Annotated in this window: 25 protein-coding genes; 13 read left to right on the forward strand and 12 right to left on the reverse strand. The window is 64.8% G+C overall.

The window, feature by feature from the left end; all coding sequences use genetic code 11:
- Window positions 1-559: amidase (locus GZ092_RS19945; RefSeq protein ID WP_293638963.1), on the reverse strand; the 559-nt coding region annotated here is incomplete at its 3' end.
- Complete coding sequence (gene gatC, locus GZ092_RS19950) at window positions 556-855, reverse strand: Asp-tRNA(Asn)/Glu-tRNA(Gln) amidotransferase subunit GatC (RefSeq protein ID WP_293638964.1); 300 nt, start codon at window positions 853-855, stop codon at window positions 556-558. The genes GZ092_RS19945 and gatC, both read right to left, overlap by 4 nt.
- Window positions 856-1,174: 319 nt before the next feature.
- On the opposite strand from gatC, the gene GZ092_RS19955 reads away from it, so the two are divergent.
- From GZ092_RS19955 to mrdA, 4 genes are all read left to right on the forward strand, one after another.
- Window positions 1,175-2,218 carry a rod shape-determining protein gene (locus GZ092_RS19955; RefSeq protein WP_036807110.1) on the forward strand — a complete coding sequence of 348 codons (1,044 nt, stop codon included), beginning with the start codon at window positions 1,175-1,177 and terminating at the stop codon, window positions 2,216-2,218.
- Window positions 2,219-2,298: 80 nt separating this feature from the next.
- A complete protein-coding gene (mreC, locus tag GZ092_RS19960; protein ID WP_293638968.1) occupies window positions 2,299-3,219 on the forward strand; it encodes a rod shape-determining protein MreC in 921 nt (306 codons plus the stop codon).
- Window positions 3,216-3,734, forward strand: a complete 519-nt coding sequence (mreD, locus tag GZ092_RS19965) for a rod shape-determining protein MreD (RefSeq protein WP_293638970.1) — start codon at window positions 3,216-3,218, stop codon at window positions 3,732-3,734. The genes mreC and mreD overlap by 4 nt, the downstream gene beginning before the upstream one ends.
- A 242-nt stretch (window positions 3,735-3,976) precedes the next feature.
- Window positions 3,977-6,121: a penicillin-binding protein 2 gene (mrdA, locus tag GZ092_RS19970; RefSeq protein WP_293638972.1), complete on the forward strand. Its 2,145-nt coding sequence runs from the start codon at window positions 3,977-3,979 to the stop codon at window positions 6,119-6,121.
- A 36-nt stretch (window positions 6,122-6,157) separates the two neighbouring features.
- Here the strand turns inward: mrdA and GZ092_RS19975 are convergent, their stop codons facing one another.
- The gene (locus tag GZ092_RS19975; RefSeq protein ID WP_293638973.1) at window positions 6,158-6,916 is read right to left on the reverse strand and encodes a TSUP family transporter; all 759 of its coding nucleotides are present in this window, start codon (window positions 6,914-6,916) and stop codon (window positions 6,158-6,160) included.
- 620 nt (window positions 6,917-7,536) lie between these two features.
- Here GZ092_RS19975 and GZ092_RS19980 point away from each other — a divergent pair.
- Window positions 7,537-8,793, forward strand: a complete 1,257-nt coding sequence (locus GZ092_RS19980) for an ammonium transporter (protein ID WP_293638999.1) — start codon at window positions 7,537-7,539, stop codon at window positions 8,791-8,793.
- 34 nt (window positions 8,794-8,827) lie between these two features.
- On the forward strand, window positions 8,828-9,229 hold the full coding sequence (locus tag GZ092_RS19985) for a hypothetical protein (RefSeq protein WP_293638974.1): 402 nt from the start codon (window positions 8,828-8,830) through the stop codon (window positions 9,227-9,229).
- A 214-nt stretch (window positions 9,230-9,443) separates the two neighbouring features.
- Here GZ092_RS19985 and GZ092_RS19990 read toward each other — a convergent pair whose 3' ends face one another.
- A complete protein-coding gene (locus tag GZ092_RS19990) occupies window positions 9,444-11,186 on the reverse strand; it encodes a GMC family oxidoreductase N-terminal domain-containing protein (RefSeq protein ID WP_293638975.1) in 1,743 nt (580 codons plus the stop codon).
- 243 nt (window positions 11,187-11,429) lie between these two features.
- Between GZ092_RS19990 and GZ092_RS19995 the strand changes: the two genes are divergently transcribed.
- From GZ092_RS19995 to GZ092_RS20010, 4 genes are all read left to right on the forward strand, one after another.
- Entirely contained in the window at window positions 11,430-12,578 is a 1,149-nt protein-coding gene (locus GZ092_RS19995; RefSeq protein WP_293638976.1) for an ABC transporter permease, read from the forward strand.
- 112 nt (window positions 12,579-12,690) lie between these two features.
- Window positions 12,691-13,482 (forward strand): ATP-binding cassette domain-containing protein, encoded by a 792-nt coding sequence (locus tag GZ092_RS20000; RefSeq protein WP_293638978.1) that lies wholly within the window; start codon window positions 12,691-12,693, stop codon window positions 13,480-13,482.
- 13 nt (window positions 13,483-13,495) lie between these two features.
- Window positions 13,496-14,428 carry an MlaD family protein gene (locus tag GZ092_RS20005; RefSeq protein WP_293638979.1) on the forward strand — a complete coding sequence of 311 codons (933 nt, stop codon included), beginning with the start codon at window positions 13,496-13,498 and terminating at the stop codon, window positions 14,426-14,428.
- An 80-nt stretch (window positions 14,429-14,508) separates the two neighbouring features.
- Window positions 14,509-15,156, forward strand: coding sequence for an ABC-type transport auxiliary lipoprotein family protein (locus tag GZ092_RS20010; RefSeq protein ID WP_293638981.1), 648 nt, complete (start codon window positions 14,509-14,511; stop codon window positions 15,154-15,156).
- 51 nt (window positions 15,157-15,207) lie between these two features.
- Here GZ092_RS20010 and GZ092_RS20015 read toward each other — a convergent pair whose 3' ends face one another.
- From GZ092_RS20015 to GZ092_RS20025, 3 genes are all read right to left on the reverse strand, one after another.
- The gene (locus GZ092_RS20015; protein ID WP_293638983.1) at window positions 15,208-15,984 is read right to left on the reverse strand and encodes a fumarylacetoacetate hydrolase family protein; all 777 of its coding nucleotides are present in this window, start codon (window positions 15,982-15,984) and stop codon (window positions 15,208-15,210) included.
- Window positions 15,985-16,007: 23 nt separating this feature from the next.
- Complete coding sequence (locus tag GZ092_RS20020; protein ID WP_293638985.1) at window positions 16,008-16,640, reverse strand: MarC family protein; 633 nt, start codon at window positions 16,638-16,640, stop codon at window positions 16,008-16,010.
- Window positions 16,641-16,793: 153 nt separating this feature from the next.
- Complete coding sequence (locus GZ092_RS20025) at window positions 16,794-17,540, reverse strand: SDR family oxidoreductase (RefSeq protein ID WP_293638986.1); 747 nt, start codon at window positions 17,538-17,540, stop codon at window positions 16,794-16,796.
- Between the two features lie 98 nt (window positions 17,541-17,638).
- Here GZ092_RS20025 and GZ092_RS20030 point away from each other — a divergent pair, with 98 nt between their 5' ends.
- Window positions 17,639-18,244, forward strand: a complete 606-nt coding sequence (locus GZ092_RS20030; protein WP_293638987.1) for a 2-hydroxychromene-2-carboxylate isomerase — start codon at window positions 17,639-17,641, stop codon at window positions 18,242-18,244.
- 115 nt (window positions 18,245-18,359) lie between these two features.
- On the forward strand, window positions 18,360-19,049 hold the full coding sequence (locus tag GZ092_RS20035) for a dienelactone hydrolase family protein (protein WP_293638989.1): 690 nt from the start codon (window positions 18,360-18,362) through the stop codon (window positions 19,047-19,049).
- Window positions 19,050-19,252: 203 nt separating this feature from the next.
- On the opposite strand, the gene GZ092_RS20040 is transcribed toward GZ092_RS20035, so the two are convergent.
- Window positions 19,253-20,140, reverse strand: coding sequence for a LysR family transcriptional regulator (locus GZ092_RS20040; RefSeq protein ID WP_293638990.1), 888 nt, complete (start codon window positions 20,138-20,140; stop codon window positions 19,253-19,255).
- Window positions 20,141-20,343: 203 nt separating this feature from the next.
- Between GZ092_RS20040 and GZ092_RS20045 the strand changes: the two genes are divergently transcribed.
- Window positions 20,344-20,658: a DUF4148 domain-containing protein gene (locus GZ092_RS20045; RefSeq protein ID WP_293638991.1), complete on the forward strand. Its 315-nt coding sequence runs from the start codon at window positions 20,344-20,346 to the stop codon at window positions 20,656-20,658.
- 38 nt (window positions 20,659-20,696) lie between these two features.
- Here GZ092_RS20045 and GZ092_RS20050 read toward each other — a convergent pair whose 3' ends face one another.
- From GZ092_RS20050 to GZ092_RS20065, 4 genes are all read right to left on the reverse strand, one after another.
- Window positions 20,697-21,257, reverse strand: a complete 561-nt coding sequence (locus tag GZ092_RS20050) for a DUF1003 domain-containing protein (RefSeq protein WP_293638993.1) — start codon at window positions 21,255-21,257, stop codon at window positions 20,697-20,699.
- 42 nt (window positions 21,258-21,299) lie between these two features.
- The gene (locus GZ092_RS20055) at window positions 21,300-21,533 is read right to left on the reverse strand and encodes a DUF72 domain-containing protein (RefSeq protein ID WP_293639001.1); all 234 of its coding nucleotides are present in this window, start codon (window positions 21,531-21,533) and stop codon (window positions 21,300-21,302) included.
- On the reverse strand, window positions 21,530-22,789 hold the full coding sequence (locus GZ092_RS20060; protein ID WP_293638995.1) for a class I adenylate-forming enzyme family protein: 1,260 nt from the start codon (window positions 22,787-22,789) through the stop codon (window positions 21,530-21,532). Before GZ092_RS20060 ends, GZ092_RS20055 begins: the two co-directional genes overlap by 4 nt.
- 61 nt (window positions 22,790-22,850) lie before the next feature.
- Window positions 22,851-23,636: tetratricopeptide repeat protein (locus GZ092_RS20065; RefSeq protein WP_293638997.1), on the reverse strand; the 786-nt coding region annotated here is incomplete at its 5' end.

A 23,636-nucleotide genomic window follows, 5' to 3' on the forward strand; every position in this document is an offset into this window, starting at 1 on the left:
TGTCGGTGCCGGTGGCGGCGGGCACCAGGCGCGCTGCCACGGCGGCCGCCGAGCCGCCCGACGAGCCGCCGGGCACGCGGCTCACGTCCCAGGGGTTCTGCACTTTTTGATAGGCACTGTTCTCGTTGCCCGAGCCCATGGCGAACTCGTCGCAGTTGAGCTTGCCCAGCGTGACCATGCCGGCACCGCCAGGGCCCACGCCCAGCCGGCTGACGACGGTGGCATCGAACGGGCTGCGGTAGTGCTCCAGCATCTTCGAGCCGGCCGTGGTCGGGAAGTCGCGGGTGACAAACACGTCCTTGTGCGCCAGCGGCACGCCCAGCAAGGGCGTGCGTTCGCCGGCGGCCAGCCGGGCGTCGGCGGCCCGTGCCTGGGCCAGCGACGCATTGGCGTCAACGGCCAGAAAGGCGCCCAGGCCGGCGTGCTGCCCGATGCGCTTCAGGAAGTGCTGCGCGACTTCAACGCTGGAGACGTCGCCGGCGGCCAGTTTGGTCGCGAGCTGCGCCACGCCGAGGTCGTGCAGGTCAAGGTTCAGGGGGCTGGATGAAAAGCTGCTCATTCGATCACTTTCGGCACAAGAAACAGGCCGCGCTCGACAGCCGGGGCGCTGGCCTGGCTGGCCTCGCGCTGGTTCGGTTCGCTGGCGATGTCATCGCGCAGCCGCAGGGCGACGTCGCCCAGCAGTGCCGCCGGATGCGCCAGCGGCTCCACGCCGTCGGTATTGACCGCGTCCATCTGCTCGACCAGTGCAAAAAAACCGTTCAGCTGGCTCAGCGTGTGCTCGGTTTCATCGGGCCGGAGTTCCAGCCGCGCCAGATTGGCCACGCGTTCGATGTCTTTAAATGTCAATGCCATAAATGCGATAAATCCCGGTAAGCGCTTGTGAAGTGATGCAGAAGAAGAGAAAAGTGCCTTGGAAAGGGCGCGGAACGGGTAATTGAAACCAGCTGTAACCCAAAAAAAACGGGCATTGTGCCACGCTGAACCAAGGTGGATGCGTTATTATCCCGCCTTTGGCGTGAATTCAAGGCCCGATCCACCCTTTAGGCGCTTTTTAGACGCTTCAAACAGGTTGCGCAACCTGGTCTCCAACGTCCTCCCTTTTCACTGCTGATTAATAATAAAAGGCGATGCGGCAACGAAGTTTGCCCATGCCGCAACCGGATTCCTGAACATGTTTGAAGCATTCCGTCGGTACTTTTCCACCGACCTGGCGATTGATCTGGGCACTGCCAACACCCTGATCTTTGCGCGCGACAAGGGTATTGTGCTGGATGAGCCGTCGGTGGTGGCGATCCGCCATGAGGGCGGTCCCCATGGCAAAAAGGTCATCCAGGCCGTCGGCCGCGAAGCCAAGGCCATGCTGGGCAAGGTTCCCGGCAACATCGAGGCGATCCGCCCGATGAAGGACGGCGTGATTGCCGATTTCGTCATCACCGAGCAGATGATCAAGCAGTTCATCAAGATGGTGCACCCACGCCGCCTGCTCACGCCGAGCCCGCGCATCATCATCTGCGTGCCCTGCGGCTCCACCCAGGTCGAGCGCCGCGCCATCAAGGACGCCGCAGAGGCGGCCGGCGCTGCTGCCGTGTACCTGATCGAGGAACCGATGGCCGCAGCACTGGGCGCGGGCCTGCCGGTGTCGGAGGCCAGCGGCTCGATGGTGGTGGACATCGGCGGCGGCACCACCGAAGTCGGCGTGATCTCGCTCGGCGGCATGGTGTACAAGGGCAGCGTGCGCGTCGGCGGCGACCGTTTTGACGACGCCATCATCAACTACATCCGCCGCAACTACGGCATGCTGATTGGCGAGCCGACGGCTGAAGTCATCAAGAAAACCATCGGTTCGGCCTTTCCGGGCTCCGAAGTGCGGGAAATGGAAGTCAAGGGCCGCAACCTGTCCGAAGGCGTGCCGCGCAGTTTCACGATTTCAAGCAACGAAATCCTCGAAGCCCTGACGGATCCGCTCAACCAGATCGTCTCGGCCGTCAAGAATGCGCTGGAGCAGACGCCGCCCGAACTCGGTGCCGACATTTCCGACCGCGGCATGATGCTGACCGGCGGTGGCGCGCTGCTGCGCGACCTGGACCGCCTGCTGGCCGAGGAAACCGGCCTGCCGGTGCTGGTGGCCGAGGACCCGCTGACCTGCGTGGTGCGCGGTTGCGGCATCGCGCTGGAGCGCATGGACCGCATGGGCTCGATCTTCACCACGGAATAGGCTTTTTCACCACGCCATCCTCAAGCCCGTCCCATGCAGCGCGTCTGCAGCACGACACCGGACCGGCCTGACCACGCACCATGGCTTTAGGAACCCTCGACCGATCCCTGCCGCCCTTTTTCAACCAGGGGCCGTCGGTATTTTCCAAGCTGATTTTCTTTGGCGCGCTGTCGCTGTTCCTGATGGTGGCCGACGCGCGCTTCAACGTCACGCAGCCGATCCGCGCCGCCATTGCCACCGCCCTGTATCCGGTGCAGTGGCTGGCCTTGCAGCCAGTTCATGCCGTGCAGAGCGCCAGCGGTTATTTCACCGACCTGGGCCAGGCGCAGCTGGAAACCGCCCGGGCCCGGGAAAAGCTGGCGCTGCAGTCCCTGCGCGCCGGACAGGTCGAGTTGTTGATGCAGGAAAACAACCGCCTGCGCAAGTTGCTCGACCTCAAGGAGCAACTTGCCACGCCGGTCATCGCCGCCGAGGTGGTGTACGACGCCGCCGATCTCTACACCCGCAAGGTCATCATCGACAAGGGGCAGACCCACCACGTCGCCCTGGGCTCGCCGGTGCTTGACGAGTCCGGCGTGCTGGGACAGGTGACACGGGTGCATCCGCTGGTCAGCGAGGTCACGCTGGTGGTCGACCGCGACCTGGCGATCCCGGTGCTCAATGTGCGCACCGGCGCGCGCAGCGTGGCTTATGGCGACCCGACGGTGGGTGGCACCGGCATGGAGCTGCGCTTCATGGGCAGCAATGCCGATGTCCAGGAAGGCGACCTGCTGACCACCAGCGGCGTCGATGGCGTGTACCCGCCCGGCCTGCCGGTGGCGCGCGTCAGCCGGATCGAGCACCGCGCCGAGTCGGCGTTTTCCAAGATCTACTGCGTGCCGCAGGCGCTCACCACCGGCGCGCGGCATGTCATCGTCGTCCAGCCGGTCACGACGGACCTGGCGCTGCCGCCTTCCAGCACCGTGCCGGCCGTGCCCGCCCGAAGGGGGTATGCCAAATGATCATGCGCTCAGGCCAGCAACTGCTGCTGCCCGCCAGTCCGGTGTTCATCTGGAGCAGCCTGGTGGCCGCCTTGCTGCTCAACATGCTGCCGCTGGGCCGGGTGCCGTGGATGCCTGATTTCCTGGCGCTGGTGCTGTTGTTCTGGAGCGTGCACCAGCCGCACAGGGTGGGCATCGGCATCGCCTTCATGTTCGGCCTGGCGATGGATGTGCACCAGACGTCGCTGCTGGGGCAGCACGCCTTTTCCTATGTTGCGCTGAGCTTTTTTGCCTCCATGATCCAGCGCCGGCTGCTGTGGTTCAAGGTGCCGCTGCAGGCCCTGCAGGTGCTGCCGCTGTTTGCAACGGCGCATGCCGCCGAAATGGTCCTGCGGCTGCTCGGCGGCGGCATTTTTCCGGGCTGGATCGTGCTGGTCGCGCCGCTGGCCGAGGCATTGCTGTGGCCGGTGGCGAGCGTGCTGCTGCTGGTGCCGCAGCTTCGCACACCGGACAGGGATGAAAATCGACCCTTGTGAGGCCTTGTGAGGCCTTGCGGGGCAGACCGCAGTCCGCCAGCCGAAGGCCAGCGGCAAGCTCTGTCCCCAACTGCTCAGATGCCTTCCACTCCGAACCCAGAAGGACCCGCTGCTTCCCCGTGTCCCCAACTGCCCAGATGTCTTTTACCCCGGCTCAGACCGACCCTGTGCTTTATCCTGCTCCCAACTGATCAAATGCATTCTTCTCCGGCACTTTTTAATCTGCGCCGAATCCCACATCCATGACTGAACTCAGAAACGTTGAAGCCGAGCTGTCGCGTTTTCGCGTCCGGGTGGTGGTGGCCGGGCTGCTGGTGGTGCTGTGTTTTGGGCTGGTGGTGGCCCGGCTGGTGTTTTTGCAGGTGCATCGCCACGAAGATCTGCGCGCGCAGGCCGAAAGCAACCGCACGGCGATTGTTCCCATCGTGCCGAATCGCGGCCTGATCCTGGACCGCAACGGCATCGTGCTGGCGTCCAACTATTCGGCCTACACGCTGGAAATCACGCCGTCCAAGGTGGTGGACCTGGACGAGACCATTGCCGCGCTGGAAAAGCTGGTCGAGATCCAGCCCCGGGACAAGCGCCGCTTCAAGCGCCTGCGCGAAGAATCAAAAAGCTTTGAATCGATTCCGCTGCGCACCCGCCTCTCCGACGAGGAAGTGGCGCGCTTTGCCGCCCGGCGCTTCAGTTTCCCCGGTGTGGACATCAAGGCCCGGCTGTTCCGTAACTACCCCTATGGCGAACTGGGCAGCCATGTCGTGGGCTACATCGGCCGCATCAACCAGGCCGAAAAAGACGCTATCGAGGAACGCGAGGAAGAAGGCAACTACCGCGGCACCGACTACATCGGCAAGCTCGGCGTCGAGCAGAGCTTCGAGCAGCAGCTGCACGGCCAGACCGGCGTCGAGCAGATGGAAACCTCGGCTGGCGGGCGCGCGCTGCGCAAGCTCGCCACCAGCCCGGCCACGCCCGGCAACACCGTCATGCTTTCGCTCGACATCGGCCTGCAAAAGCTCGTCGAGGACATGTTCGGCGCGCGGCGCGGCGCGCTGGTGGCGCTGGACCCCCGAAATGGCGAGGTGCTGGCGTTTGTCAGCAAGCCTACTTTCGACCCCAACCTGTTTGTCGATGGCATCGACCAGGAAAGCTGGCAGGCGCTGAACGAATCCATCGACAAGCCGCTCCTGAACCGCGCGCTGCGCGGCACCTATCCGCCGGGTTCGACCTACAAGCCCTTCATGGCCATGGCCGCGCTGCAGACCGGCAAGCGCTCGCCCACGACCATCATCAACGACCCGGGTTTCTTCATGTTCGGCGGCCACCGTTTCGGCAGTCCGGAAAACGAGCGCGGCGGCGCCATGGACATGAACCGCGCCATCGTCGAGTCGAGCAATGTGTATTTCTACACGCTGGCCAATGAATTGGGCGTCGAGGCGATCCACGACTTCATGGCACCGCTGGGCTTTGGCCAGGCCACCGGCATCGATATCAATGGCGAGGTGCGTGGCGTGTTGCCCAACCAGGCCTGGAAGCGGGGCTACTTCAAGCGGCCCGAGCAGCAGAAGTGGTTTGCCGGCGAAACCATCTCGCTGGGCATCGGCCAGGGCTACAACAGCTTCACCATGCTGCAGCTGGCGCAGGCCACGGCGACGCTGGCCAACAACGGCATCAAGCACAAGCCCAGGCTGGTGATGGGCACGCAGGACACGGTGACGCGCGCGCTGCACCCGCTGCCCGCCGACCCGCCGGTCGACCTGCACTACAAGCCCGAAAACGTGGCCATCATCCGCAAGGCCCTGGTCGGCGTGACGCAGGGCGGCACCTCGACCAAGGTGTTTGCCGGCGCGCAATACCTCTCCGGCGGCAAGACCGGCACGGCGCAGGCGGTGAGCATGGGCCAGAAGGACCGCTACAACAAGGCGCGCATGGAAGAGCACCAGCGCGACCATGCGGTGTACATGGCGTTTGCCCCGGCCGACAACCCGAAGATTGCGCTGGCGGTGATTGTGGAAAATGCCGGCTGGGGCGGCGGCGTGGCCGCGCCGATTGCGCGCAGGGTGTTCGACTATGTGCTGCTGGGCCAGTACCCGAGCGAGGAAGACATGCTCGCGGTGCAGGCGGGCCGGGCTGCGGCACCCATCGGCAAGCCCCGCCTGGCCGCCGAGATGAATGCACTGCTGGTTGGCGACACGCCCGGCGCGATGGTGTCGGCTCCCGCCCCAAAATCCGTCACCGTTCAGAAGGTGGAGCCGGCTGGCGCCAAGGGCAAAGCCGTGCAGGCAGAAAAACAGGCCGCCAAGCCGGTCAAGGCCGCCAAAGCCACGCCCGTCCAGAAACCGGCCCGGCCGGCTTCTGCGGTCATTCCTGCGGGCGACAGCGCGCCTTAGCGTGGCCAAGCTGCCAGCGCGTGAAGGCGATGAAGGTTATTTCAGGAACGCGTCAAAACCGGTTTTCAGGATCAGCGCGCTGACCACGGCAATGAACACCAGCCGCACAAAACCTGCCCCGTGCCTGAGCGCCAGCCTTGTGCCCAGCAGGCTGCCCGCCACATTGGCCACGGCCATGGTCAGCGCGAAATGCCACCAGACATGGCCTTTCCAGGCAAACAGGCCGAGCGCCGCCAGGTTGGTCGCGGTGTTGAGCAGCTTGGCCGACGCCGATGCATTCAGGAAGTCGTAGCCCAGCCAGCGCACGAACAGGAAGACGAAAAAGCTGCCCGTCCCGGGACCAAAAAACCCGTCGTAAAACCCCAGCACCAGGCCGATGCAGCAGGCCACCAGGGTTTCGGTGTGGCCGGTAAAACGCGGCGTGTGGTGCCTGCCCAGGTCTTTTTTGACCAGCGTGTAGGCCAGCACAGCCAGCAGCACAAATGGCAGGACCTTGCGCAGGAAGCCCGGATCGATCACCGTGACCAGCCAGGCGCCGGCCAGCGAGCCGCAAAACCCGGCCCCCGCCGCCGGCAGCAGCGCCGACCAGCGCATCTGGACGCGGCGCGCGTACTGGGACGTGGCCACCGCCGTTCCCCAGACCGAGGCCCCCTTGTTGATGCCGAACAAGGTCGCCGGGTGCGTGGTCGGAAACACGGCAAACAGCGCCGGCACCAGGATCAGCCCGCCGCCGCCGACGATGGCGTCCACAAAACCGGCCAGCAGCGAAGCCATCGAAACAAGCAGCAATTCCATGGCGGCGATTGTCGCACCCGCCAAGTTGGTTTAAAGCTCAGTTATCAATAGCAATAAACGCTTTCGCAGCGAGCGTAAAGGCCATTTTTCATGCTGGAAAGCCAGGCCCGGACGAAAAAAAGCGCTGGGGTTGCCAGCGCTTTTTGCAAAACAAAACATTTTTTGAATGCCGTAGTTTGTATTTTTAAATGTCTCCTCAACTCCCCGCATTGCGAGCAGCAAGGCCCGACAGCAAGTTCTCCAATGTAGCGGATGCACTGAGACAGTGCATCAGGGATTTCCCGCAGGAAAAAAGCGCAAGGCGCGTCGTTTGGGGAGTGCCATGGAGCGTTGGCCGCAGAGCCAACAACGGCTTCTCGTCTGTGCGTTCACTGATTCGGCGCTGTTTTTTTGCCGGTTTTGACAATCCGGCACAGATCATGCTTTTTTGTCACCGATTTGAAATTGTTGTAAGCATCTCACCATGAAAGCGGGCCTGTATGCATGCAATGCGATGGTTGGTACTGAGTTTGTGTTTTTGCCTGGGCATGGGCCTGGCCACACAGCAGGCCCGTGCCCAGGCGCCGTCGGGCGTTTCACTCGGCGCACCCGCCTCTGTCGTGGCGGTGGCTGCCGCGCCCATGACACATCCGGGCCAGGTCGGCATCGAAACCATCAACAGTGCCGACACCGCCTGGATGATGACCGCGACCGCGCTGGTGCTGCTCATGACGCTGCCGGGCATTGCGCTGTTTTACGGCGGCATGGTGCGGCGCAAGAGCGTGCTCAATGTCATGGCCTGCGTGGTGGCCATCTGCGCCATCGTCAGCCTGCTGTGGTTTGCCGTGGGATATTCCATCGCCTTCACCCCCGGCAGTGGTGCGCTGGGCCATGTGATTGGCGGCACCGGACGACTCTGGTTTTCCGGTCTTGACTACCTCAAGGACGCGCAAAAGGTGGCGGTCAGCCACATCGCGCCAAATATTCCGGAGTCGGTCTATGCCATGTTCCAGCTCAGCTTTGCCATCATCACGGCAGCGCTGGTGGTCGGCTCCTTTGTCGAGCGGATGCGCTTTTCAGCCACGCTGATCTTCATGTCGCTGTGGACGGTCGTGGTCTATGCGCCGATCGCCCACTGGGTCTGGGAGCCCAACGGCTGGCTGGCCCGCCTGGGCGCGCTGGATTTTGCCGGCGGCTCGGTGGTCCACGTCAACGCTGGCGTGGCCGGGCTGGTCTGCGCCTATGCGCTGGGGCCGCGAAGGGGCTATGGCGTCGAGCCCTTCTCGCCCTTCAACCTGGGGCTAACGATGGCCGGCGCGGGCTTGCTGTGGGTCGGCTGGTTCGGCTTCAATGCCGGTTCTGCCGTGGCGGCCGACGGGCGCGCCGGGCTGGCCATGGCGGTCACGCACATTGCCGCGTCCGCCGGCGCCCTGTCCTGGATGGCGGCCGAATGGCTGGCGCGCGGTCGCCCCTCGCTGCTGGGCCTGTGCTCGGGCCTGGTGGCGGGACTGGTGGCCATCACGCCGGCAGCCGGCTATGTGTCGCCGGGTTCGGCGGTGGTCTTTGGCCTGGTCGCCGGGGTGGCCTGCTACTGGGGCGCCACCGGCCTGAAACGCCTGCTCAAGGCCGACGATTCGCTCGATGTGTTTGGCGTACACGGCGTCGGCGGCATCGTTGGTTCCCTGCTCACCGGCGTGTTTGCCAGCAAGTCCATTTCAGGCGTCGAAGGCAGCGTGCTGGTGCAGTTTGTCGGCGTTGCCAGCGTCATGGTTTACAGCCTGGTGATGACCGGCCTGCTGTTGTGGCTGACATCGCTGTGCGTGCGCCTGCGCGTGGACGAAACGGCTGAAAGCGACGGCCTGGACATTGACCAGCACGCCGAGCGCCTGGGAACCTGACCGACTGGCTGACCTTCAACAAGGAGCACCGACGATGTCCTCGAATGAAAAACTGGCGATTGCCGCCCACCTGCATGTGCTGATGCGCCGCAAGACCGGCCGCGTGACCGACACCGAATGTATGGCCAGCGACCCGGCCTATGCGGCTGAAATCATTCGCCTGGCCCATCAGAAGGCGGCGGAAGGGGGCCATGACGACCTGGGCCTGCTGGCCGACCGGCTGGAGGCGGCCATGGCGGTTGCCTTCGCGCCTGCCTACCGGCCGCTGGCCCAGCGGGTGTCGGATGCCGCCAGGGCGCACCATGCCCGCGCGCTGGACGGCCAGCCGACACCGCCTTTTGAGCCGAGCGGCAACAGCACGTTTGGCGACAGCCGGTCGGGTACGGACGGCACGCAACGGCCGAGCGCGCCACGTTATGTGAAGGGGCTGCGCTAGCGCGGCATCGCAGCACTCAGGATGCCTGACAACGTTTTGCTATTGAATTTATAGCTGCTTGCGCACGCCAAACATGCGCAAAATGCATATTTTAGGCTGAAAAGGTAACTGCCCAGCTTGCCGAATACCGTCCCGTCTTACGCCCTCTCCCTCCGGGAGAGGGCCGGGGTGAGGGCTCCCCGATGGCGAATTGTTGTGACCCTCCCACACCCGCTCAAATGCCGGCCTGTATCCATTGCGCGGCCTTCTCGGCAATCATCAGGGTCGGCGAGTTGGTGTTGCCGCTGGTGATGAGCGGCATCACGCCGGCATCGACCACGCGCAGGCCGCGAATGCCGCGCACCCGCAGGTGCGAATCGACCACCGCCATCGGGTCGTCGGCCCGGCCCATTTTTGTCGTGCCGACCGGATGGAAGATGGTCGTGGCAATGTCGCCGGCCAGCCGCGCCAGGTCTTCGTCGGTCTGGAACTGCACGCCCGGCTTGAATTCCTCCGGCTGGTACCGGGCCAGCGCGCCCTGGCTGACAATCTTGCGCGTGAGGCGCAGCGAATCGGCCGCCACCTGTCGGTCCTCTGGCGTGCTCAGGTAATTCGGCGAAATGGCCGGCGCGTCGGCAAAGGCGGCGGTCTTGAGGCGAACGCTGCCCCGGCTGGTCGGGTTCAGGTTGCAGACGCTGGCGGTGAAGGCATTGAAGCTGTGCAGCGGCTCGCCGAAGGCGTCGAGCGACAGCGGCTGGACGTGGTACTGGATGTTCGGATACGGCTGGTCGGGCGAGCTGCGCGTGAAGGCGCCGAGTTGCGACGGCGCCATGCTCATCGGCCCGGTGCGGCGCAGCGCGTATTCCATGCCGATGCGCGCTTTGCCCCAGAGCGAATTGGCCATGGTGTTGAGCGACAGGCCCCAGCGCTTGCTGTCCTGGTCGCCGCGGATCTTGTACACCGAGCGGATCTGCAGATGGTCCTGCAGGTTGGCGCCCACGCCCGGCAGGTCCTGCACCACCGGGATGCCATGTTCCTTCAGCAAACCGGCCGGGCCAATGCCGGAAAGCTGCAAAATGTGCGGCGAGCCGATGCTGCCGGCACACAGCAGCACCTCGCCCATGGGGCCCGAGTCGCGCGTCGCCAGCGCCGTGACCTGTTCCTGGCCGGTCCAGACCTCGACGCCGGTGCAGCGCTGGCTGCCGTCGGCCTGCGGCTCGATCACCAGCCGGCTGACCTGCGCATTCGTCCAGAGTTCAAAGTTCGGCCGGCCCAGGCAGGTCGGCCGCAGAAAGGCCTTGGCGGTGTTCCAGCGCCAGCCGTTCTTCTGGTTGACTTCAAAGTAACCCACGCCTTCGTTGCTGCCCCGGTTGAAGTCCGGCGTCTGGGGAATGCCCGCCTGGGTGGCCGCCTCGGCGAAGGCATCCAGGATGTCCCAGCGCAGGCGCTGCTTTTCCACGCGCCATTCGCCGCCGGCGTTGCGGTGGCGCAGGATTTTCTGGTAGGGCTGGTTTTTGTCTTCCATCAAGGCCGGCGCCATGCCGCGCGCGCCATGCAACGCGTCGGCGCCCTTGTAGTGGTCTTCGTGGAGCTTGAAGCAGGGCAGGGCGTTGTCCCAGGTCCAGGCGCTGTCGCCCGTCAGCTCGGCCCAGCGGTCGTAGTCGCGCGACTGGCCGCGCATGTAGATCATGCCGTTGATGCTGGAGCAGCCGCCCAGCGTCTTGCCGCGCGGATAGCGCAGCGAGCGGCCGTTCAGGCCCGCGTCGGGCTCGGTCTTGAACAGCCAGTCGGTGCGCGGGTTGCCGATGCAGTACAGGTAGCCGACCGGAATGTGAATCCAGTGGTAGTCGTCCTTGCGGCCGGCCTCGATCAGCAGCACGCGTTTGGACGCGTCGGCGCTCAGCCGGTTGGCCAGCAGGCAGCCGGCCGTGCCGGCGCCGATGATGATGTAGTCGAAAGTCAGGTTGGGGTCGTGCATGAAATAGGGTTCTGGTGGGCTCGCCTTGATTGTGGCAAAACCCGGCCGTGCGGCGTGACGGGGATTACCCCCTGGCCCGCCTGGCCTGCCAAAGCCCTCCAGCCGGGCCGGCAGCCGCCAAGCCCTGTAGGACCATGGCGAAACCCGACCGGACGCCGGACTTCTGCATTTCCAGCAGTTACCATGATTGCCTTGCGTTAAATCCTCCTTTTCCCATCGGTGCCTGTCCACCCTGTAGCCCGCATGCCTCTTGATGACTCACCGCCGCGCCTTGACATTCAGGATTCCCCTGAAGGCCCGGTCGTGCGCCTGCAGGGAAGCTGGACTGCCGCCCAACTGACACTGGCGCCCGACTGGGCCGCGCTGGACGCACAGCTCCACAGCCTGCGCAGCGCCCCGCCGCCTGCTGCGTCCCCGCCCGCCCGGTGGAGCCTGGAAGGCATTGAAAAACTCGACTACCTGGGCGCGCAGGTGCTGTGGACGGCATGGCGCCATCAGTGGCCGGCCGACGTGCAGCTGGCGCCTGAACAGCGGGAAATGCTGCAGACGGTTGAAAAATTCACCGTCGGTCTGGCGCCGCCGCGCCGCTCGCCCTGGTCCGAACCGCTGGTGGTGTTTGGCGAGCGGCTGCTCAGCCTGATCGACCATGTCAAGGGGCTGCTGCGCCTGCTGGGCCAGTTGCTGCTGGACGTTTTGCGGCTGGTTCGCCATCCGCAGCAGGGGCCGTGGCGCGACCTGTCGGGGCATCTTTACCATTTCGGCGCGACGGCGCTGCCGATCACGGCGCTGGTCGGCTTTCTGATCGGCGTGGTGCTGGCCTACCTGATTTCGCAGCAACTGCGCCAGTTTGGCGCCGATGCCTTCATCGTCAACATCCTGGGCATTTCGCTGATCCGCGAGTTGGGACCGGTGCTCGCCGCCATTTTGATTGCCGGTCGCAGCGGCTCGGCCATCACCGCGCAGATTGGCGTGATGCGCGTGACGGAAGAACTCGACGCCATGCGCGTCATGGGCATTGCGCAGGGCTTTCGGCTGGTGATGCCGCGTGCGATGGCGCTGGCGCTGGTGATGCCGCTGATCAGCGTCTGGACGACGATTGCCGCCTTGCTCGGCGGCATGCTGGCGGCCAATGTCGCCATGGATGTGACGCCGTCATATTTCATCAACTCGCTGCCGGCGGCCGTGAGCGTGTCCAACCTGACGCTGGCCACTGCCAAGTCGGTCGTGTTCGGCCTGCTGATCGCGCTGGTCGGCTGCCACTACGGCCTGCGCGTCGAACCCAACACCGAAAGCCTGGGCAAAGGCACCACGGCGTCGGTGGTGACCTCAATCACCGTCGTTATCCTGGTCGATGCGCTGTTCGCCATCTTGTTCAGAAGCGTGGGTATATGACCCCCACGGTCGCCCACTTCGTGTGGCTTCCTGCCCCCCGAGGGGGCTGCCCCGCCTGCGGCCTGGCAAAGCCAGTTCCGCGGCCGATGCTGGTACGGACGGGGAGGATGAAATGACCGAACCCGTTGTTCAAATCCACAAGCTGTGGACCGTGTTCGAGAACGGTGACAAGAAGTCGGTGGTTCACAAAGACCTTGACCTGACGGTCGAGCGTGGCGAAATCATGTCGCTGGTGGGCGGCTCGGGCACTGGCAAGACGGTGTTGCTGCGCCAGATGCTGGGGCTGGAAACGCCGACCAAAGGCGACATCACCGTGCTCGGCAAGCCGGCTGCCGAACTCGGCAAGCGCGGCGCGGCCAGCCGGGTCGGCATGCTGTTCCAGCAGGGCGCGCTGTTCTCGGCCTTCACCGTGCTGGAAAACATCGCTTTTCCACTGCGCGAACTCAATACGCTGCCGCGCGAACTGATCCGCGAGGCCGCCCTGGTCAAGCTGCAGATGGTCGGCCTGCCAGCCGACGCGGCCGACAAGATGCCCAGCGACCTCTCGGGCGGCATGATCAAGCGGGTGGCGCTGGCGCGCGCGCTGATCATGGACCCGCCGCTGCTGCTGCTTGACGAGCCGACCGCCGGGCTGGACCCCGAAAGCGCCGACAGCTTTTGCACCCTGCTGCGCTCGCTGCACCAGGGCATGGGGCTGACGGTGGTCATGGTCACGCACGACCTGGACACGATCTTCGAGCTCAGCACCCGCATTGCCGTGCTGGCATCGCAGAAAGTCATCATCAACGACGTGCCGCAAAAGGTGGTGGCGTTTGACCATCCCTTTATTCACGACTTTTTTCTGGGCGAACGGGGACAGCGCGCCATGGCGCTGCTGAAAAACCCCACCGTCCCTTCGATCTAGAAAGGTTTTCATCATGGAAAACAAGGCCCATGCGCTGATTGCCGGCGCCTTCGTGGTGCTGGTCACCGCCCTGCTGGCGGTGCTGGCCATCTGGCTCACGCGCGACAACACCGCGCGCAACCTGTACGAAATGAGCACCTCCGAGACCGTTTCCGGCCTGCAGCCGCAGGCCACGGTCCGCTACCGGGGCGTGGCCGTCGGCAAGGTCGAGCGCATCGGCTTTGACCAGAAGGTCAAGGGCAATGTGCTGATCCGCGTGTCCATCGACGAGGCCGCGCCGGTGATGCGTTCCACCTTTGCCACCGTGGCGTCGCAGGGCGTCACCGGCCTGGGCTTCATCCAGCTCGACGACGACGGCAGCTCCGACCAGCGGCTGGTGCCCAACGACGACGATCCGCCGCGCATTCCGCTCAAGCAGGGCGGCATCGACAAGCTGCTCAAGCAGGCCGACGTGATCTTCAACCAGGCCGAGCAGGTGACCACGCGCATCAACCAGCTGCTCTCAAGCCAGAACGAAGCGGCCATCAACACCGCTGTCACCCAGCTGGCCGAGGCCGCCGGCAGCATCAACCGCGTCGCCAAGGCGATGGAGCCAGCCGTGGCGACGCTGCCCGCGCTGTCCAGGGATGCGCAGGCCGCCTTGCGCTCGGTCAAGGGCGCGACCGATGAAGTCACCCTCACCGCCCGCCGCCTGAATGAAAAAGGCGGCCCGCTCGACCGGCTGAAAGACGGCGGCGAGGCGCTGGCCGCCGGGGTGGAAACCTTCAGCGCGGCCACGCTGCCCAAGCTGGGCGAGGTGGCCGACGAAACGGCGCGCACCATGCGCCAGCTGCGCCGCACCGTGAACGCCGTCGATGACAACCCGCAAGCGCTGATTTTCGGCAACGGCCCCGCCGTTCCGGGCCCCGGCGAAACCGGCTTCAACGCCAACGGAGACAAACCATGATGGCTTTCAAGTTTCCTTTTGATACTATGAATTCAGTAGCTATGAATGCACGCCAGCATCGCGCAAGCAGGGTTTTTTGCTTGATAAGCGTACTCGCGCTCGTGGCCGGGTGCTCGGTCATCGACAAGCCGACCCGCGCCACGATGTACGACTTCGGCCCCGGCGCACTGTCCACCCAGGCCCTGGCATCGCCCCCCGCCGCTGCGGCCGTGCCCGCAAGTGCACCGGCCTTGTCGCCGCTGGCGATTGCCGACATTGCCACCTCGGGCGGCGCGCTGGAAAACCAGGCCGTGCTTTACCGGCTGGGCTATGTGGACGACCAGCAGCTGCGCCCCTATTCGCAGGCGCGCTGGACCATGCCGCCGGCGCAGCTGGTGCGACAGCGCATGCGCGAGCGCCTGAGCCAGCAGCGCGTGGTGCTCAATGCGCGTGAAGGCGTGGCGCTGAACCGCAGCCAGAACACCAATTTGCCCATGCTGCGGCTGGAGCTTGAAGAATTCAGCCAGCTGTTCAGCGCGCCCGACGCCAGCATCGGCCTGATCCGGCTGCATGCCACGCTCGTCGAGATCACGCCCGCCGGAGAACGGCTGGTCGCGCAGCGCAACCTGTCGGTGCAGCGGCCCGCCACCAGTGCCGACGCCGCCGGCGGCGTGCGCGCCCTGACCGCCGCCACCGACGCCGCCATCGACGAGCTGGACCAGTGGCTGCGGCAGATGCCGGTACGCTGAATCGCCGGAGTCAAACCTTCCTGCGCGGCGGCTGCCACGGCAGCGACCCGGTCAGGCCGCGAAGCTGATGCGCGCCTCGCCGATGCCGTCAAACGTAGCCGTGACCTTGTCGCCCCGCCGGGCATGCAAAAGGCCGCACCAGGTGCCGGTTGTCACCACGCTGCCGGCTGGCACGACGCGCCCGCCCAGGGTGGCATGGCGCAGCAGGGCGGGCAGGCCATGGGCCGGGTCGCCAAGTGAATGCGTGCCGCGAAATTCATGTGCCGGCGCATCCGCTATATGCACCCGGCAGCGCTGGGCCGACCAGTCACGGTCCGCCTCGAAAGGCTGCCAGTTTCCCAGCACCAGCGCGCCATGCGACTGCAGGTCGGCCAGCCTGAGCAGCACCGGCGCCTCCAGGCCCTGCATCCACCGCGAATCGACCACCTCGATTGACACCGCCATGGCATCGACCAGCCGGCAGGCGCTGGCCGGGTTCAGGCTGGCGGCGCACTGCGCATCGACCGGTACGGCCAGGCGCAGGGCAATTTCCGCCTCGATGCCGCGCAGGGCAAACGGCCAGGCCGTGATGGCCGGGCTGGGCCAGATGCCGCCATCGGGCAGCCGGGAGTGCGTCAGCACCGCGCCGCGCGACGGACCGCCCGATTTCCAGTATTGCGGCGCGCCCGGGCTGAACCACGCCAGGCGCTCGGCCACGCCTTGCTCCACGGCATAGGCGCGCTCGGGGCTGGACACGGCATCCGCCAGGGATTGCGCATTGGCCAGGCCGTGGTGCGCCCGGGCCTGAACCAAAGCGTCAATGGCCGCTTGAAGGGGGGTATCGGTCATGGCGGTAATCTCCTTTGTGGTGCTCAATGCCGCAGGATGGGAAACAGCTTGCCCAGGCCGTCGGCCATCACCTCGACGGCCAGCGCGGCCAATATCAAGCCCATCAGCCGCGTCATGACATTGATGCCGGTCTTGCCCAGCACGCGTGAAATCGGCTCGGCCAGTGAAAAGCAGACCGCCGTGGCCAGGCCAATCACCATGCCGTAACCGACCAGCGTGCCCAGTTGCAGGAAAGTCTTGGCTTTTTCGGCATAGATCACCACCGTGGACATGGTGGCCGGGCCGGTCAGCAGCGGAATGGTCAGCGGCACCACGGCGATGCTGGCGCCCCGGGCCGCCTTGGCCGCGCCGTCTTCAAACTCGTTGGTCAGCGGCTTGGCCTCGGCCGGCTGGGCGTTGAGCATGTTCATGGCGCTGATGAGCAGCAGCAGGCCACCGCCGACCTGAAAGCTGGCCAGCGAGATGCCAAAAAATTCCAGGATCTGCAAGCCCAGCAGGGCGCTGACGGCAATCACCACGAAGGCGCTGAACGACGCCACCGCCACCGTGCGCTGGCGCTGGGGTTTGGAAAAGCCCTGCGTGTAATGGATGAAAAACGGCACGATGGCCAGCGGGTTGACGATGGCCAGCAGCGTCACCAAAGGTTTGAAGTCCACGAATCAACTCTTTTTAAACGGGGAACATTGGACAAGCAACGAGCGCAGACTTTCTGCAAGCAGGGGCCGCGGAACTGGCTTTGCCAGGCCGCAGGCGCAGCGGCCCCCTCGGGGGGGCAGCGCAGTACGCGAAGCGACAAGCGTGGGGGCAATTCACCTGCCGCCCGTCACGTCGAGAAAGGCGCCGGTCGTGTAGCTGGACGACGCGCCCATCAGCCAGACAATGGATTCGGCCACTTCTTCGGCGCTACCGGCGCGCTGCATGGGCACCTGCGGTGCCATGTCGCGCGCCCGGTCGGGCAGGCCGCCGGAGGCATGGATGTCGGTCTCGATGATGCCCGGCCGCACCGCATTGACGCGAATGCCTTCGGCCGCCACTTCCTTGGCCAGGCCGATGGTGAAGGTGTCAATCGCGCCCTTGGCCGCCGCATAGTCCACGTACTGCCCGGGCGCGCCCAGCCGGGCGGCGACGCTGGACACATTGACGATGGAGCCGCCCGCGCCGCCGTGCCGCGTGCTCATGCGCCGCACCGCCTCGCGGGCGCACAAAAAGGAGCCGAATACATTGATTTCAAACATCCGCTGCAGGCGCGCCAGCGTGATCGCCTCGACCCTCGTGGTCTGGTCCACCACGCCGGCGTTGTTGACCAGCGCGCTCAAGCGGCCGAATTTGGCGTCGATTTTTTCAAACATCGCCACCACCTGCGCCTCGTTGGCCACGTCGGCCTGCACCGCCATGGCCTGGCCGCCGGCCTGGCGGATCTGCCGCACCACCTCGTCGGCAGCCAGCGAGTTGGCGGTGTAGTTGACGGCGACCGCATAGCCGTGCCGGGCGGCCAGCAGGGCGGTGGCCGCGCCAATGCCGCGCGAGCCGCCGGTGATCAAAACAAGTTGGGACAAACCAGTCTCCTGCAAAAAATGGCAATCCCGGTTACAAAGGGCATCGCGCTGGAAACCCCTGACTGTAATGACTTCCTGACCCTCACCGGAGAAAAACCTTGAGCATCACCGTGGACTACTACTTCACCCCGCAAAGCCCCTGGACCTACCTGGGCCACGAGCGTTTCGCAGACATCGCCCGCCGCACTGGTGCCACGGTTCGCGTGCTGCCGATTGATCTGGGCGGCAAGGTGTTCCCGATTTCAGGTGGCCTGCCGCTGGGCCAGCGCGCGCCGCAGCGCCAGGCCTACCGGCTGCTGGAACTAAGGCGGCATGCAGACTTTCTGGGCTTGCCGCTGCATGTCAAGCCCAAATTCTTTCCGGTCTCGGGCGACGATGCCTCGCGCCTGATCATTGCCGTGGAGCTGCATGACGGCGTGGACGCCGCGATGAAGATCAGCAGCGCGGTTTGCAGCGCCTGCTGGGCGCAGGAACGGCATATTGCCAACGAGAAGGTGCTGGCCGAACTGCTGGCTGAATGCGGCCTGGACGCCGCGCGGCTGGAACAGTCCTACAGCCAGGCGGTGCAGGAGCGCTACGAGGCCAATACCGCGCAGGCCATCGAGGCCGGCGTGTTCGGCGCGCCCAGCTACGTGATCGATGGCGAATTGTTCTGGGGCCAGGACCGGCTTGATTTTGTCGAGCGCCGGCTCCAGGCCGCCTGAGGGAAACATCCGGCTTTTTCGTTTCTGCGCTTTCCCCGCTTTGCCGTTTTTCCGTTTTTCCGCTTTTATGTTTTCCCGTTTTCAACACAACCTTCCAACAGGAGCTTTTCACACCATGGGTCAATTCACCAACCTCACCTCTGCCGACGGTTTCACGGTTTCCGCCTATGTGGCGACGCCCGAAGGCAAGCCGCGCGCCGCCATCGTCGTGCTGCAGGAAATCTTCGGTGTCAACTCGCACATCCGCGCCGTGGCCGACCGTTTTGCCGCCCAGGGCTACCTGGCGGTGGCGCCGGCCACGTTTGACCGCGTCAAGACCGGCGTGGAACTGGGCTACCTTGATGCCGACATGACGGCGGGGTTTGAGCTCAAGACCGCTGTCGATGCGCTGCCGGGCGCCGGGGTGCTGCAAGACATCCAGGCCGCCATCGACCACGCGGCCGAACTCAGCGGCGGCAAGGTCGGCATCATCGGCTTTTGCTGGGGCGGGCTGCTGACCTGGAAATCTGCCGCACTGCTCACGGGCCTGTCGGCGGCAGTTCCCTACTATGGCGGCGGCATGACGGCCGAAGCCGAAATCGCCCGCCAGCCGCTGTGCCCGGTGATGGCGCATTTCGGCGACCAGGACCACTGGATTCCGCTGGAAGGCATCGAGGCGTTCAGGAAGGCGCACCCCGAGGTTGAAGTGCATGTCTATGCGGCGCATCACGGGTTCAACTGCGACCAGCGCGGCTCGTACGACGAAGCGGCGGCCCAACTGGCGCGGGAACGCACGCTGGCTTTTCTGGCCGAACAGCTTGCCTGATCGTCAGGCGGGTATCGGCTGAAAAATTTGAGCCTTTTGCCCAAGACAAGCAAGCGCTGGAAGCTATCGCAGGGTTAGCAGATTACCCGCTGGCACCTGATCGGACGGCCTGGCTGCTCCGATTGGTCAGCGGGTTTGCATGCTCTGCTCCGCCTCGGGGCGCCTCCTGTGTCCGCAAAAGCCGAAGAAACCGAAAAGAAGATTCAGTCAATCTTCCAGCGCTCTTCGAGGAATGCCAGCAGCGCCTTTAGCGCCGCGCTGTTCTGGCGGCGCTGCGTATAAGCGGCATACAGCCAGACCGGTTCAAGGCTGAAGTCTGACAGCACGTGCTGCAAGCTGCCATCGTCCAGCAGTTTTTTCACCTGCAGGCAAGGCAGTCGGGCAACGCCCATGCCTTGCAATGCCATCTGCATCAGTGTCAGGGAGTCGGTCGCGTCCATGCGGCTGCGCACGGCGACGCTGTGCGGTTTTCCGTCCACCTGGAATGACCAGGCAGGTTGCATGCCGGAAAGCGACAGTGTCAGTGCATCGTGCTTCGCCAGTTCGTCCGGATGCGCGGGCCTGCCGTGCTGTTCCCAGTACTCCGGGGCGGCGCAAATCACCATGTGAATGGGCCGCAGCTTGCGCACGATGAGATTGGGATCGGGACTCGCGCCGACGCGCAGCGCCAGGTCCAGGCCTTCCTCGACCATGTCCCGCACGCTGTTGCTCAGGTCCAGGCTGATCTGCACTTCAGGATAACGCTGCATGAAAGCGGACAGCAAGATCGACAACTCCACGCTGCCGAGACCATGCGGTGCCGTCATGCGCAGGCGTCCGCTGGGCTCCCGGGAACGGTGCAGCAACTCGTCGCGCGTCAGGGCCATCATTTCCAGCAAGGGCGCGCTGCGCTCAAGCAGCAGGGTGCCTGCATCGGTCAGGCTGATGGTGCGCGTGCTGCGGTTGAGCAGGCGCGTGCCGAGCTGTCTTTCCAGTTCGGAAACGTATTTGCTGACATTGGCCTTGGAGACCTCCAGCGCGACCGCGGCGCGCGAAAAACCGCCACGGGCGGCCACTTCGCGAAAGGTGCTGATGAGTTTGAGGGTGTCCATTGTTTCCATGTCTGAAACAGAGTGGTTCTGCTTCATCGTATTTAAAAGAGCAACTAAACGCCTACCTGCTAATCACAAGAGACGCAAGGTTGAAAACCCTGCGAATCGCGTCTTCGGCAAAGCCGGGCCTGACTGAGTGCCCAATGCCGAAAAGGGTTCCCGATTCAATGCAACCATTCACTTAATTTGAAAGAAACGACATCATGAACACCACCAAAATCCTGGCTTCTACCGTCATCGCTCTGGCTTCTGCCATGGCCGGCAACGCTTTTGCGCAAGCCCCTGACCATGAGTATCCCGCCGTCAGCGCCATGTCAGGCACTCTGACACGGGCGCAAGTCCAGTCCGAACTGGTCCAGGCGCAGCAAAACGGCACGGCGTTCAGCCAGGCCAATGACCACGGCTATGCCAGCGTTGCTGTCATGAATGGCAGCGCGGGCAAAAGCCGCTCTGAAGTGCAGGCTGAACTGCGCATGCAGGCAAGGAACGGCGGCAGCGTTCCCTACGATCACAGCTGAACCAGACACTGACCGGAAGGGCCCGGAACACCAGGCGCTCAGGCCGAAGGCGGCTTCGCCGGGCTTTTCTGCTGGCCCTGCTCGATCTGGGCAATCAGTTGTTCGGGATGGGTGACCTGCTTGAGAAAGCGCAGGTCTGTGTCCGCGCTGACATCCACCCCCAGCCTGGCGGCTATCTGCTCCAGCAACTGCAGCGTCTTGGTGTTTTCCTGTTCGGTCAGCAGGTTGATCTGCAGGTCGAGCTGGTTGCGCCGGTCGCTGATGCGCAGCTCGTAGTTCTGGCTGATCAAAATGAACGCCGACAGAAAAATCGCCTCCAGCGACACCACCAGCGTCAAAAAAGTGTACGGGTAGGGATCGAAATGCCTGAGCCCCGGCCACGAATTCCAGGCCAGCCAGCCGCAAAAAATCAGCACATGCAGCCAGACAAAAGGCATGGAGCCGCAAAAGTTGGCCACGAAGGCGGCGATGCGGTCGGCCCGGCTGCGCTTGTCCATGGCCTGCGCTTCCATCCGGCGCATCGACTCGACGTTGTCGCCGGTCAGGTCGTCCGGGCTGGGGCCGGCCACGGCAGGGTCGGCGGTGAACAGGACGGGCATCGGCAATCCTTGGTTTATTTTTTGCGGTTCGGCCGCGCCGTTTCAGCGGCGGGCCGGCACTTGCACGGTGTACAGGGTGCCGTCCGGCAGCACGGCGCAATCGGCAAGGCGCTGCGGGTGCGTGAGGGCCCCGGGCAGCTTAACTGAAAAGCGCAAGTGCTCCGGCACGCTGGCCGTCCAGCGCGCCTGGGTGGCGCTCGGGTGCGGCTGGTAAAACGACGAGTTGACTTCGACTGCGTTGAAGCGGGCGGCATGGCGCTGCCCGCCGGGGATCAGGCGGTGGTCAAAAACGACGGCCTGCCTGCGCTGAGGGTCTGAAACCCGTCGGCCTGGGCGCTGTGATGCGTCGGCAGGCGGCCTGCGCCGCCGGCCAGCCGGAGGTAACCCTGCGCATCGACGGAGCCCGCATAGCCGGGATAGAACCATCCCTCGCGAAAGCTCGACAGGCTGGCTTGCGGATCGTTCAGGTACTTTTCGGCCATCACCGGGGTCTTCAAGCGCAGCAGGCCGGTCTGGCCCGCCTCAAGCGGCCTGTCGTTTGCGCTGACCGCCTCGGCCTTGACCCAGGGCAGAAGTTTCCCGTGCACGCCGGGGTGCGCATGGTAGGAATCCTGGTCCAGCGACGCGATCAGGCCCACTTCGGACGCGCCGTAATAAATCTCGACCTGGCGGCAGACATGCTGCTGTATTTTTTCCATCAACATGGTAGGAACCACATTGCCCATGAGAACCACGGAGGTGATGCTGGCGCAGCGCTGCCGGCTGTCTGTCAGATGCTGGCTGCCATTGGCCACCAGCCAGGCAGCCGTCGCTGTGGACGTGACCAGCTGGGTGGGTCGGTCCGTTTCCACGACATCAAAAAAGTGCCGGGGGTCGGTGCTGGCCGTCAGGATCAGGGTGCCGCCCGCACTCAGGCAGCGCAGCATGGAACCCCCCAGCCCGGTCACATCCCCGTATACCAGCACCCGCAGGGGCGTAGCGGTTCTTGCATACCTGCTCAGCGCGACAGACAGCATGTCCCGGCGGTGGGTCTTGCCCACGCTTCGCAACGCGCCCGTCGCAGACGCTGACAGGCCCAGCCACCAGTACGCATCGTCAACATTGCAGGCCATGTCCGGCGTCTGCAGGGTTTCGGTGGCCATTCTGGGTGCCAGCAGCAAGCCGGCCTCCAGGTTGCAAAAACCCGGCAGCGCTTCGCCATACCAGCCGGCGGACGGTTCGTGGATGAGAAACTGCACCTCGTGGCGCAGCAACAGCAGGCGTTTTCTGGCGGGTGGCCATGAATTCCTGAATGGCGAGATCACCGCGCCCAGCCGCGCCAGGGCCAGCACCACCACGATCAGGGCTGCCGGAAATTCCAGGCCGACCGAAACCCGGTCGTCTTGCCGGATGCCCGCCCGGCGCAGGCGGGTCGAAACCACCCAGACCTTTTCCATCAGCTCGCCATAGCTCGTGTGCTGGCCATCGGCAATCAGCGCTGTGCTGTCCGGCTGCGAATGGCAATGGCGCCAGATGGGCTCGGTGATGTTCATGGACGTTCAAACACGGTTTGAGTTGCCGCGTCAACATGCCATGTGCGCTGCCCCCGGACTTTCACAGCCCCAGCCGCGACTTGAGTCCGGCGATCATTTGTTCCACCAGTTCGCGCTTTTGCCCGGTGAGGCTTCCTGTGTCGAAGGCCCGCCTGAAGGCCTCCAGTGCATCCTTGTCATTGCGGTTGCCCTGCAGGGAAAGTCCCAAACCGATCAGCCAGTCCGCCATGCCCGGATTGCTGCCCAGCGCAATGCTGTACTGCCTGGCTGCTTCCGCATGGCGCTGCAGCCGCAGCAGCTGGGCCGCATAGTAGGCATGGTAGTCAGGGGCATTGCCGGCACTTTTCGCGTTTTGTGCCAGCAGGCCCATGGCATCGTCCTGCCGGCCTGACTGGAACCACAGCGGCGCCAGCGCCAAGGCAAAGCCCGACTGCTGCGGCAGCAGCATCAACCCGTCGGCCAGCAGGTCCGCTGCCGCATCGGCCTGCTTCCTGTCCACCAGCAGCCGGGCCAGGGTGAGCCGTGCCTGCACATGGCCGGGCTGGGTTTCCAGTGCTTCACGCAGGGACTTCAGTGCCAGCTCGGGCTGGCTTTGACTGCTTTGCGCCAGCGCCTGCTGGTAAAGCTGCTCGGCGCGCGGCGCGGCCGGGGGGGCGGCGCGGGCGGCGACGGCAGGGGCCGCAGCGACCGCAGGGATTGCGTTGACTGGCGGACGGCTGACAGGCGCTGGAGCGCGGGAATCCACCGTGGACGGGAGGGCGGGCGCTGCGGACCTGCTGGCCGGTGTCGCAGGCTCGCGGACCTCCCGGGCAACCACGTCTGGCGCGGGAGCGGCTGTCACCAGCGC

The sequence above is a fragment of the Polaromonas sp. genome, from assembly GCF_010365105.1.
Lineage (GTDB): Bacteria > Pseudomonadota > Gammaproteobacteria > Burkholderiales > Burkholderiaceae_C > Polaromonas.

What these genes read in the sequence shown, in the direction of transcription:
- GZ092_RS20040 (WP_293638990.1), bottom strand. Translation starts at nt 20,140, where the DNA reads ATGGACACCCTCAAACTCATCAGCACCTTTCGCGAAGTGGCCGCCCGT.
- mreC (WP_293638968.1), top strand. Translation starts at nt 2,299, where the DNA reads ATGGCTTTAGGAACCCTCGACCGATCCCTGCCGCCCTTTTTCAACCAG.
- GZ092_RS20015 (WP_293638983.1), bottom strand. Translation starts at nt 15,984, where the DNA reads ATGACCGATACCCCCCTTCAAGCGGCCATTGACGCTTTGGTTCAGGCC.
- GZ092_RS19990 (WP_293638975.1), bottom strand. Translation starts at nt 11,186, where the DNA reads ATGCACGACCCCAACCTGACTTTCGACTACATCATCATCGGCGCCGGC.
- GZ092_RS20045 (WP_293638991.1), top strand. Translation starts at nt 20,344, where the DNA reads ATGAACACCACCAAAATCCTGGCTTCTACCGTCATCGCTCTGGCTTCT.
- mrdA (WP_293638972.1), top strand. Translation starts at nt 3,977, where the DNA reads ATGACTGAACTCAGAAACGTTGAAGCCGAGCTGTCGCGTTTTCGCGTC.
- GZ092_RS20005 (WP_293638979.1), top strand. Translation starts at nt 13,496, where the DNA reads ATGGAAAACAAGGCCCATGCGCTGATTGCCGGCGCCTTCGTGGTGCTG.
- gatC (WP_293638964.1), bottom strand. Translation starts at nt 855, where the DNA reads ATGGCATTGACATTTAAAGACATCGAACGCGTGGCCAATCTGGCGCGG.
- GZ092_RS20050 (WP_293638993.1), bottom strand. Translation starts at nt 21,257, where the DNA reads ATGCCCGTCCTGTTCACCGCCGACCCTGCCGTGGCCGGCCCCAGCCCG.
- mreD (WP_293638970.1), top strand. Translation starts at nt 3,216, where the DNA reads ATGATCATGCGCTCAGGCCAGCAACTGCTGCTGCCCGCCAGTCCGGTG.
- GZ092_RS19955 (WP_036807110.1), top strand. Translation starts at nt 1,175, where the DNA reads ATGTTTGAAGCATTCCGTCGGTACTTTTCCACCGACCTGGCGATTGAT.
- GZ092_RS20000 (WP_293638978.1), top strand. Translation starts at nt 12,691, where the DNA reads ATGACCGAACCCGTTGTTCAAATCCACAAGCTGTGGACCGTGTTCGAG.
- GZ092_RS20060 (WP_293638995.1), bottom strand. Translation starts at nt 22,789, where the DNA reads ATGAACATCACCGAGCCCATCTGGCGCCATTGCCATTCGCAGCCGGAC.
- GZ092_RS20035 (WP_293638989.1), top strand. Translation starts at nt 18,360, where the DNA reads ATGGGTCAATTCACCAACCTCACCTCTGCCGACGGTTTCACGGTTTCC.
- GZ092_RS19995 (WP_293638976.1), top strand. Translation starts at nt 11,430, where the DNA reads ATGCCTCTTGATGACTCACCGCCGCGCCTTGACATTCAGGATTCCCCT.
- GZ092_RS19985 (WP_293638974.1), top strand. Translation starts at nt 8,828, where the DNA reads ATGTCCTCGAATGAAAAACTGGCGATTGCCGCCCACCTGCATGTGCTG.
- GZ092_RS19975 (WP_293638973.1), bottom strand. Translation starts at nt 6,916, where the DNA reads ATGGAATTGCTGCTTGTTTCGATGGCTTCGCTGCTGGCCGGTTTTGTG.
- GZ092_RS19980 (WP_293638999.1), top strand. Translation starts at nt 7,537, where the DNA reads ATGACACATCCGGGCCAGGTCGGCATCGAAACCATCAACAGTGCCGAC.